7 protein-coding genes and 2 pseudogenes are annotated in these 8,163 nt (G+C 72.3%); 3 read left to right on the top strand and 6 right to left on the bottom strand.

Features of this window, described 5'->3' with window-relative positions:
- Nucleotides 1-855, bottom strand: an 855-nt coding sequence (locus RH94_RS42180; RefSeq protein WP_234425511.1) for a thioredoxin domain-containing protein, incomplete at its 3' end; no start/stop codon positions are given.
- Between the two features lie 185 nt (nt 856-1,040).
- On the opposite strand from RH94_RS42180, the gene RH94_RS03630 reads away from it, so the two are divergent.
- Nucleotides 1,041-4,241: a tetratricopeptide repeat protein gene (locus RH94_RS03630; RefSeq protein WP_073946200.1), complete on the top strand. Its 3,201-nt coding sequence runs from the start codon at nt 1,041-1,043 to the stop codon at nt 4,239-4,241.
- A 21-nt stretch (nt 4,242-4,262) separates the two neighbouring features.
- Here the strand turns inward: RH94_RS03630 and RH94_RS03625 are convergent, their stop codons facing one another.
- Together RH94_RS03625 and mca are read right to left on the bottom strand one after the other, a co-directional pair.
- On the bottom strand, nt 4,263-4,508 hold the full coding sequence (locus RH94_RS03625) for a hypothetical protein (protein WP_073946199.1): 246 nt from the start codon (nt 4,506-4,508) through the stop codon (nt 4,263-4,265).
- A gap of 6 nt (nt 4,509-4,514) precedes the next feature.
- A complete protein-coding gene (gene mca / locus RH94_RS03620) occupies nt 4,515-5,393 on the bottom strand; it encodes a mycothiol conjugate amidase Mca (protein ID WP_073946198.1) in 879 nt (292 codons plus the stop codon).
- 202 nt (nt 5,394-5,595) lie between these two features.
- Between mca and RH94_RS03615 the strand changes: the two genes are divergently transcribed.
- Together RH94_RS03615 and greA are read left to right on the top strand one after the other, a co-directional pair.
- On the top strand, nt 5,596-5,994 hold the full coding sequence (locus RH94_RS03615; RefSeq protein WP_073946197.1) for a DUF4307 domain-containing protein: 399 nt from the start codon (nt 5,596-5,598) through the stop codon (nt 5,992-5,994).
- Between the two features lie 178 nt (nt 5,995-6,172).
- Nucleotides 6,173-6,670, top strand: a complete 498-nt coding sequence (greA, locus tag RH94_RS03610) for a transcription elongation factor GreA (RefSeq protein WP_073946196.1) — start codon at nt 6,173-6,175, stop codon at nt 6,668-6,670.
- 105 nt (nt 6,671-6,775) lie between these two features.
- Here the strand turns inward: greA and RH94_RS03605 are convergent.
- The 3 genes and pseudogenes from RH94_RS03605 to RH94_RS42170 form a co-directional block, all read right to left on the bottom strand.
- A pseudogene (locus RH94_RS03605) lies at nt 6,776-7,343 on the bottom strand (ABC transporter permease); the annotation flags it as partial.
- Nucleotides 7,344-7,346: 3 nt separating this feature from the next.
- A pseudogene (locus RH94_RS42175) lies at nt 7,347-7,628 on the bottom strand (ABC transporter permease); the annotation flags it as partial.
- On the bottom strand, nt 7,625-8,163 hold a 539-nt coding region (locus RH94_RS42170; protein WP_234425510.1), incomplete at its 5' end, for an ATP-binding protein DrrA1-3 family domain-containing protein. The pseudogene RH94_RS42175 and the gene RH94_RS42170, both read right to left, overlap by 4 nt.

The following is an 8,163-nucleotide window of genomic DNA, read 5'->3' as shown; positions in this document are numbered from 1 at the left end:
GGTGGCCCGCCACAGGTGGGCGTAGACCCGGCACAGCAGGGCGTTGTCGTACAGCATCTTCTCGAAGTGCGGCACCACCCAGTCGCGGTCCACGGAGTAACGGGCGAAGCCGCCGCCGAGCTGGTCGTGGATGCCGCCGCGGGCCATCCGCTCGCAGGTGTCCCGCGCCATCTGCAGCGCGCCCTCGGAGCCGGTGCGGGCGTGGTGCCGCAGCAGGAACTCGATCACCATCGACGGCGGGAACTTCGGCGCCCCGCCGAACCCGCCGCGCTGCGGGTCGTACTCCCGGGTCAGCGCGAGCAGCGCCTGCGTGAGCTCCTCCTCGCCGGGGACCCGCGGGGCGCCGTAGTCGATCTCCCGGTGCGCCAGGTCCCGCACGATCTTCCCGGCGACGTCGGTGACCTCCTCCCGCCGTGTCTCCCACGCCTGCCGCACGCCCTCCAGCACCTGCCGGAACGACGGCATCCCGTGCCGGGGCGCGGGCGGGAAGTACGTGCCGAAGTAGAACGGCTCGGCGTCCGGGGTCAGGAACACGGTCATCGGCCAGCCGCCCTGCCCGGTCGCCGCCTGCACGGCCTCCATGTACACCGCGTCGACGTCGGGCCGCTCCTCGCGGTCGACCTTGACGCTGACGAAGTGCTCGTTCAGGACGGCGGCCGTGTCCTGGTCCTCGAAGGACTCGTGCGCCATGACGTGGCACCAGTGGCAGCTGCTGTACCCGACGCTCAGCAGCACGGGGACCTCGCGCCGCCGCGCCTCCGCGAAGGCCTCCCCCGACCACGGCCACCAGTCGACCGGGTTGTCGGCGTGCTGGAGCAGGTACGGGGACGTCTCATGAGCCAGTCGGTTCGGCATGCCCCCATCCTGCCTCACCCGCCCCCGCCGGGCACGGAACGTGATCGCCGAACGGCTCCCCGTGCACCCTCGTGAGGGCGGTCGGCCCCCGGTCCGGCCGTCCGTTGTCCGCCGCCCTCTCGCGCTGCCGTCCCCGCCCAAGGACACTCGTGGGAAAAGAAGTTGTCACCGGAGGGGGACGGGACATGCGGGACGGGCACCGGGTGGACGCCGAGCGGCTGCTGGCTCGGGCCGTGGAGGAGGAGGTGCGCCGGTCGGGCGGGAAGGTGGACGGAGGTGTGCTGCTGTCGCGGGCGCGCGGGGCTCTGGACGGCATGGCCCGGGCGGCGGCGGAGGAGTACGAGGCGTACACGGGGGCGCTGGACGAGGCGGCGGCCGGGCAGCTCACGTTCGCGCAGCGGTACGCGCGGGAGAGCGGGGGAACTCCCCTGCTGGTCGCGGCCGTTGCGGGACTGGCCGCCCTTGTGGCCGATCTGGCGCTGGGCACGGACGCGGGTACCGCCGTGGGCGCGGGGGTCACCGCGGGGGCGGTGGGCGCCGCCGCCACGGTGGTGAAGGTGACCGCCGCCCACCTGCCCGCCGCGCACCACCGGGCGGGCGCGGCCGGTCAGCCGGGCGGGCCGGAGCAGTTGCGGCTGCAGTGGCTCACCGCGCTGGAGGTGCGCGGGATCCGTCCCTTCCTCGACCAGCAGCGCGTGCTGAGCGCCTCCACCCCCGGGAAGAAGGCGGTGCCCCCGCTGCGCGGCACGGACAAGAGCGCGGCGGCCCGCAGACGCAGCCTGCTGGAACAGTCGTTCCGGCAACTTCCCGATCCGGACGGGGTGTTCGCGGGACGGCGGCAGGAGATGGCGCGGATCCGGCAGTGGGTGCAGGCCGCCCGGGCGAGCACACGGACCCGGCCGACGGTCGTCGTGCTGCACGGGACGCCCGGCTCCGGCCGCAGTACCCTCGCGGTGCGCGCGGCCCACGACCTGAGGGACCAGTTCCGGGGCGCGGTCGTCGTGGACCTGCGCGGCGACAGCCCGGGAGAGCCGCCGCTGCCGACCCGTGACGCGCTGCTGCACCTGCTGAACCGGCTCGGCGCGCCCCGCGAGCAGCTGCTGTTCCGCGAGCGGTCCTCCCCCGCCCAGCAGCTCAAACGGCTGGGCGAGCTGTACCACCAGCACCTGACGGGCCTGCCGGTCACGATCGTGCTGGACGACGCCTCGGACGCCGAGCAGGTCCGCGCCCTGGTCCCCGAGCGCTCCGACAGCCTGGTCCTGGTCACCTCCCGCGAGCCCCTGGAGCTGCCCGCCGACCTGCCGGCGTGGGTGTACCAGCTGCCGGTCCGGGCCCTGGACGCGGCGGGCGCGGAGGAACTGCTGGGCGCGGCCGCGCAGGACGCCTCGGGGCCGTACGACGGCGAGTCCGCCGACCGGATCAGGGAACTGTGCGGCGGGCTGCCGCTGGCACTGCGCGTCGCGGGCTCCGCCCTCGGCCCGCGCTCGCCCCGCCGGCTGGCCACCGACCTCGACGCGTACGGTCCGGTGGAGCCGGTGGAGCGGGCGCTGTGGCTGCGCCACACCGACCAGTCGGAGCAGGCCCGCCGGCTGCTGCGCCGGCTCGCCCTGGCCGGGCGGACCTCGCTGGGTGCCGCGGCGGCGGCCGCGCTGCTGGCCACGGACGAGACGGAGGCGACCCGGCATCTGGTGGCCCTCGCCCGGGCGGGTCTGATCGACCATGTGCGGGGCGACCGCTACCGGCTGCACGACCTGGTACGGGCCTTCGCGCACGCCCGCCTCCTGGACGAGGAGGACCCGGCCGAGCGGACGGCGGCGCAGGAGCGGCTGATCGTGAACTACGCCGAGCTGGCCGACTCGGTGCTGCGCCTGGTCGACGGCAACATGTCGACCCGCTCGGACCGGTTCAGCCCGCACGGCTTCACCTCGCTGGACGAGGCGCTGCGCTGGCTGGACGACGAGTCGAGCTTCATCACGGCGGCCCTCAGACACGCGGAGGGCGTGAACCAGGCGGCCGTGCTGAACCTGCTCGGCGCGCTGTGCGACTACTGCCTGCTGCGCGGCGACCTGTACCGCCTGGGCGAGATCAGCGAGCTGACGCAGGCCGTGGACCAGGGGCTGCTGGTCCGGTCGGTGCAGTGGCGTACCGGTATCGCGGCCCGTCAGCTCGGTGAGCTGGACAAGGCGCGTACGACGCTGGCCTCGGTCGTCGACCTCTACCGGGAGGCCCACCACGACGCGGGGGCGGCCCGCGCGCTGACCTCGCTCGGCATCACGCTGCACCACCAGGGCAACCTGCCGGAGGCGGCGGCCCGGCTGCGTGAGGCGCTCGAGCTGCAGTCGGTGCCGGAGCTGGCGACCGACCGGGCCTGGACGATGCACGCGCTGGCGGCGGTGGAGCGGGACCGGGCGCGGCTGGCCCAGGCGCTGGACCTGCTGACGCGTTCACTGGTGCTGCACCGGGAGGGCGGCTCGGTGCACGGCGAGGCGTGGGCGCACTTCCAGCTGGGCCAGCTGGCGCTGCGCCTGGGCGACGTGGAGCACGCGGAGGCGGATCTGCGCCAGGCCCTGGAGCGCTACGGCCGTACCCGCGACGCCCGCGGCGAGGCGTGGGCGCTGACCCAGCTGGCCCGGGCCCGGCTGGTGGCCGGCGACGCTTCCGACGCGGTGGACGAGCTGCGGCAGGCGGCGGTGCGGCACCGGGACAACGAGGACGCGCGCGGCGAGGCGTGGACGCTGTACTACCTCGGTCAGGCGCTGGAGGAGACCGGCGACCTGGACCGGGCGGTGCGCGAGCTGGAGCGCGCCCGCACGATGTTCTCCCGGATGCGCGACGTGTACGGCCTGGCCTGTGCCCGGCACCACTCGGCGCGGGTGACCCGCGACCAGCTGGCGGCCCGGACGGGTTCGCTGCGCAACTCCGGTTTCGCCCGTCAGCTGCTGGTCGACGCCCGCGCCGACTTCCAGCGCATCGGCGTCGCCCACGGCGAGGCGTGGACGTGTCTGGAGCTGGCGGTGGTGGACGCCGGCAACGCCCGCACCCAGCAGGCCCTCGCCCTGTGCGACGAGGCGGTGGCCCTCTTCGCCTCCTACGGCGACCGCCGCGGTGAGGACTGGGCCCGCTTCCTGCGCTGCACGCTGCTGCCGTACGCGGCCGCCGGTGGTGTGGAGGTCGGTTCGGCGGTGGCCCAGGAGGAGCTGGCCCGGCTCGCCCGCGGCGGCCATCCGCTGCGCGACGGGAAGCTGGACGACTGCGTCCGGGCCTACCGGCTGCTGCTGGAGCGGGGTGTGAGCCTGGAGGCGGGCTGGCAGGCCTGGCGCCTGGGCATGGTGCCGGGCCGGCACGCGCGGGAGGTGATGGGGGTGGCGGTGCCGGCCGGGCGGTGAGGGCGGCACCGCCGCCCGGGGTCAGCTCCGCCGGGCCTCGGGGTCGGCCGCGGGTGCGCCGGACTTCGCCCCCGGGTCCGGGACCTCCTTGAAGTCGACCTTGTTCATGTGGCGGTTCATGGACTTCATCAGGCCCCACACGGCCAGGGCCATCACGGCGAAGACGATGAATCCGAGGACGCCGGGGGTGACCTTGTTCGGGTCGACCTCGGCGAGGGGGACGAGGTGCGTCATTGCCGGGCTCGCGCTTGCGCTCATGTCAGACATTGTCCCTCAGGGCCGCCGGACGCCCGCGAAGAGGTCGTCCTCGGGGATCGAGGTGTCCACGAGGGACTTCGCGAGTTCGTACTCCTCGGTGGGCCAGACCTCCTTCTGGACCTCCATCGGCACCCGGAACCAGCCGCCGTCGGGGTCGATCTGCGTGGCGTGGGCGATCAGTGCCTTGTCGCGGATCTCGAAGAAGTCGGCGCAGGGGACGTGGGTGGTGAGCGTGCGCTCATCGCGGCCGGACTTCTCCCAGCGCTTGAGCCACTCGCCGTAGGGGGACTCCAGGCCGCGGTCCAGCATGGCCTGGTGCAGCGCCTCGGTGCGCGGGCGGTTGAAGCCCTGGTTGTAGTACAGCTTCAGCGGCTGGTACACCGGGCCGTACTCCTCCACCGGGTACTTCTCGGCGTCCGCGGCGCCCTCGAAGGCCACCATCGTGATCTTGTGGGTCATGATGTGGTCGGGGTGCGGGTAGCCGCCGTTCTCGTCGTAGGTGGTGATCACCTGGGGGCGGAAGGAGCGGATCCGGCGCACCAGCTCGCCGGCCGCCTTGTCGACGTCCTCCAGGGCGAAGCAGCCCTCGGGCAGCGGCGGCAGCGGGTCGCCCTCGGGCAGGCCGGAGTCGACGAAGCCGAGCCAGTCCTGCTCGACGCCGAGGATCTCCCGGGCCTCGTCCATCTCCTTCCTGCGCACCTCGTGGATGTTCTCCTCGATGTACTTGTCGCCCTGGAGCTTGGGGTTGAGGATGGAGCCGCGCTCTCCGCCCGTGCAGGTCACCACCAGCACGTCCACCCCCTCGGACACGTACTTGGCCATGGTGGCCGCGCCCTTGCTCGACTCGTCGTCGGGGTGCGCGTGCACGGCCATCAGTCGCAGCTGCTCAGTCAAGGCTCAGTCCTCAGGATCAGGTCGGTGCCCGGCGCAAGCGGGCAGTCAACGGTGCCACCCCGCGGGTACGTCGTCCCGGGGTGGCGGTCGGGCGGTCGTGCGCGGGCTTCTATAGTGACCGAATCGGGGGGCGAATAATTCCGGGGTACGGCTCCGGAAGCCCCCGCGGGACGCAGGTCCCGCCCCGGCCGAGAGGACGATCATGAGTACGGCGAGCACCAGGCCGCCCGAGGGCCGCTACGGCCGCTCCCCGGACGAGCGCGCCGACCGCAAGCTCAAGATCGCGGGCGCCGTCCTGGGCACGGCCCTGCTGGCCCTGGTCGGCTACTTCGGCTACCACTACGTCGGCCAGAACGAGATCAGCGCGCAGGTCATCACCTTCCAGGCCTCGGACGACGCGGTGCGGGTCCATCTGGAGGTCCACAAGGACGCCGACGCCCGCGGCTACTGCACGCTGCGCTCGCAGGACACGAGCGGCGACGAGGTCGGCCGGGCGGACTTCCGCTTCGACCAGCGGGCCACGCGGATCGACAAGATGGTCACGCTGCGCACGACGGCGCGGGGCTCGACGGCCGAGCTGCTGGGCTGTCACGCCGGCTGACGCGTCGGCCGCGGACCGGAATACGCGGGCGCTGATCTGCGTTGACGTAGCTCTTACGGCTTATGTCCTCCCCCTTTGGGGCGGGGGTTGTTAGGCTCGTGGTTTCGCCCATCCAAGAGGGAACATTCTTCTGGGTAGGGCGATGCTTTTGTATTCCCAGTACCGACGAGGAGCACCTGTGACCCAGACCAGCGAGAACGTCACCTGGCTGACCCAGGAGGCGTACAACAAGCTCAAGGACGAGCTTGCCTACCTTACTGGTCCCGCGCGCTCGGAGATCGCCGCCAAGATCGCGGCCGCGCGCGAGGAGGGCGACCTGCGTGAGAACGGGGGGTATCACGCGGCCAAGGAGGAGCAGGGCAAGCAGGAGCTCCGCGTACGCCAGCTGACCCAGCTCCTTGAGACCGCCCAGGTCGGCGAGCCGCAGGCCACCGACGGTACCGTCGCGCCGGGCATGGTCGTCACGATCGCCTTCGACGGTGACGAGGACGACACGCTGTCCTTCCTGCTGGCCTCGCGTGAATACGCCAGCGCCGAGATCGAGACCTACTCGCCGCAGTCCCCGCTGGGCTCCGGAGTGATCGGGCACAAGGTCGGTGAGGACGCGGAGTACGAGCTGCCGAACGGCAAGATCGCCTCGGTGAGGATCCTCAAGGCCGAGCCGTACAAGGGCTGAGCCTCCGCGCATCCGCCTCTCTTCCGGTGAGCCCCCGGCGCCCTGTCTGTGCGCCGGGGGCTTCCGCATGCTCCGGCCGGTCCGCCGGCCCCGCGTCGTCGCCGCCTACGCCGCGGCCGAGCGGTACTTGCGTACCGCCAGGGTGCGGAATATGAGGATGATCAGCACCGACCAGATCAGTGAGGCCCACACGGGGTGCTGCATGGGCCAGGCGTCGGGCGTCCGGAAGCCCGGGGGAAGGTTGCCGAACAGCTCGCGGCACGCCTGCACGGTGGCGCTGAACGGGTTCCACTCCGCGATGTGCCGCAGGAAGGACGGCATCTGGCGCGCGTCCACGAACGCGTTCGAGATGAACGTCAGCGGAAACAGCCAGATCAGGCCGCCCGAGGTCGCCGCTTCAGGGGTGCGCACGGACAGGCCGATGAGCGCGCCGATCCACGAGAACGCGTACCCGAGCAGCAGGAGCAGGCCGAACCCGGCGAGCACCTTGCCGAAGTTCTCGTGGGTGCGCCAGCCGACGATCACGGCGACGACCGCCAGGACGACGAGTGTGAGCGCCGTCTGCACCAGGTCGGCGATGGTGCGGCCGGTCAGCACCGCACCGCGTGCCATCGGCAGGGAACGGAAGCGGTCGATGAGGCCCTTGTGCATGTCGTCGGCGATGCCCGCACCCNNNGCCCGCCGTGGCGAACGTGACGGTCTGGGCGAAGATGCCGGCCATCAGGAACTCTCGGTAGGCCTGGGGGGAGGTGGACGAGCCGACCTGGATCGAGCCGCCGAACACGTAGGTGAACAGCACCACGAACATGATGGGCTGGATCAGTCCGAAGATGAGCATCTCGGGGATCCGGCCCATACGAATCAGATTCCGGCGGGCGATGACCAGCGAGTCCCGGACGGACTGGGTCATGGCGTTGCCGGACGACTCGATCCGTGCGCTGTCGGTGACGGTACTCACTTGGCGGTCTCCTTCTCGCCCCGGCGGTCCTTGGCGCCGGCGCCCTTCGCGCCGTTCTCCTCGTCCGTGGCCTCGGCCACGTGGCCCGTGAGGGACAGGAACACGTCGTCGAGGGTCGGGCGGCGCAGTCCGATGTCGTCGATCTCGATCCCGCGGGAGTCCAGCTCGCGGATGATCTCCGCCAGCAGCTTGGCGCCGCCGGTGACCGGCACGGTCAGCTTGCGGGTGTGCTCCTCGACGGCGGTGTCGCCCTTGCCGAAGCCGCGCAGCACCTCGCGGGCGGTGGAGATGTGCTCGCGGTCGTGCACGACGACCTCGACGCGCTCGCCGCCGGTGCGGGCCTTGAGCTGGTCGGAGGTGCCGCGGGCGATGACCCGTCCGTGGTCGACGACCGCTATCTCGTGCGCCAGCTGGTCGGCCTCCTCCAGGTACTGGGTGGTCAGCAGCAGGGTCGTACCACCGGAGACGAGCTGCTTGATGACGTCCCACAACTGCTGGCGGTTGCGCGGGTCGAGGCCGGTCGTCGGCTCGTCCA

It is taken from the genome of Streptomyces kebangsaanensis (assembly GCF_001906585.1).
GTDB lineage: Bacteria > Actinomycetota > Actinomycetes > Streptomycetales > Streptomycetaceae > Streptomyces > Streptomyces kebangsaanensis.
This window is presented reverse-complemented; position numbering and strand designations above follow the sequence as displayed.

Bases quoted from the DNA above. Each gene is read 5' to 3' on its own strand.
- RH94_RS03630 (WP_073946200.1), top strand. From the start codon at position 1,041: ATGCGGGACGGGCACCGGGTGGACGCCGAGCGGCTGCTGGCTCGGGCC.
- RH94_RS03625 (WP_073946199.1), bottom strand. From the start codon at position 4,508: ATGTCTGACATGAGCGCAAGCGCGAGCCCGGCAATGACGCACCTCGTC.
- RH94_RS03615 (WP_073946197.1), top strand. From the start codon at position 5,596: ATGAGTACGGCGAGCACCAGGCCGCCCGAGGGCCGCTACGGCCGCTCC.